Annotated in this window: 1 protein-coding gene and 1 pseudogene; one reads left to right on the top strand and one right to left on the bottom strand. The window is 38.3% G+C overall.

Features of this window, described 5'->3' with window-relative positions:
• A pseudogene (locus AC1DPQ_RS28540) lies at nucleotides 1-583 on the top strand (hypothetical protein); the annotation flags it as partial.
• Nucleotides 584-743: 160 nt separating this feature from the next.
• Here AC1DPQ_RS28540 and AC1DPQ_RS28545 read toward each other — a convergent pair.
• On the bottom strand, nucleotides 744-1,087 hold a 344-nt coding region (locus tag AC1DPQ_RS28545), incomplete at its 5' end, for a metallophosphoesterase (protein WP_477611682.1).

Raw genomic sequence — 1,087 nt, forward strand, 5'->3', positions numbered from 1 at the left:
TTACCGCTCAGGTGTATTTAATGCACAGGTAGCTGGTTTTTATGCCTTATCTGATAAAAATGTAAAAACCAATAGTACATTCAACATCGAAGTTTTTGATGAAAATGTTAGGAATTTAGGTGTTGAAGGTTCATTATCATTAAACCTGAAAAATGGTTTCGAAGCTGGTGTAAATGGTATGTATATTAAAACACAGAAACAAAATGTTGATGGCACCTGGTCATTACAGGATGTAACAGTTGCAAGTCCATCAAAAGTTGCGGGTTATCTGGGTTATAACGGAAAAGTTTTTGGAATAAAGGCGCAGGCTTTCCACTACTTTGATTCGAAAGGTTATGCTACAGTTGGAAATGTTGTGGTGCAAAATGAGTTAAAAGGTTTCACTACTGTTGATTTATTGGGTTCGGTGAAATTATTTACTGGAAGTTTATCATTTGGTGTACAAAACCTGTTGAACAAAAATTACCAAACAGTTTGGAGCCAACGTTCGGTATTGATGTATCAAGCTTTGGCAAAACCAGAAACTTTTTATTATGCAGGCCGCGGCCGTACGTATAATTTAACGTATACGCTTAATTACTAGTTTTTAAGCTAAATCGTCATTGCGAGGAGGAACGACAAAGCAATCTTACAACTATCGCTATTAGCGAGCGCATTAAGATTGCTTCGTCGGCTGAAAAAGCCTTCTCGCAATGACGATACTGCTATAAACAACAAATGCCCCAATTCGGGGCATTTGTTGTTTACTTCCTCTTCAACTCTATCACTGTAATCTCCGGCCAGATCCCAATCCTGCCTGAAAAACCAAGAAAACCGAAGCCTCTGTTTACATTAAGGTATCTTCCATTTTCGGTTTTAATACCCGCCCAATGTTTATAACGATATTTCACCGGACTCCATTTGATGCCAAAAGCTTCGATACCAAACTGCATACCGTGTGTATGTCCAGCCAATGAAAGTTGGATTTTTGAAGGATAATTTTTTACCTGTGCATCCCAATGCGAAGGATCGTGAGATAGCAGGATTTTAAAATCGTTAACTGAAGTATTCTGAAGCGCTTTGTTTAAGTCTCCACGTTCTCCAAAAC

It is taken from the genome of Pedobacter sp. 01T416_2 (assembly GCF_056398925.1).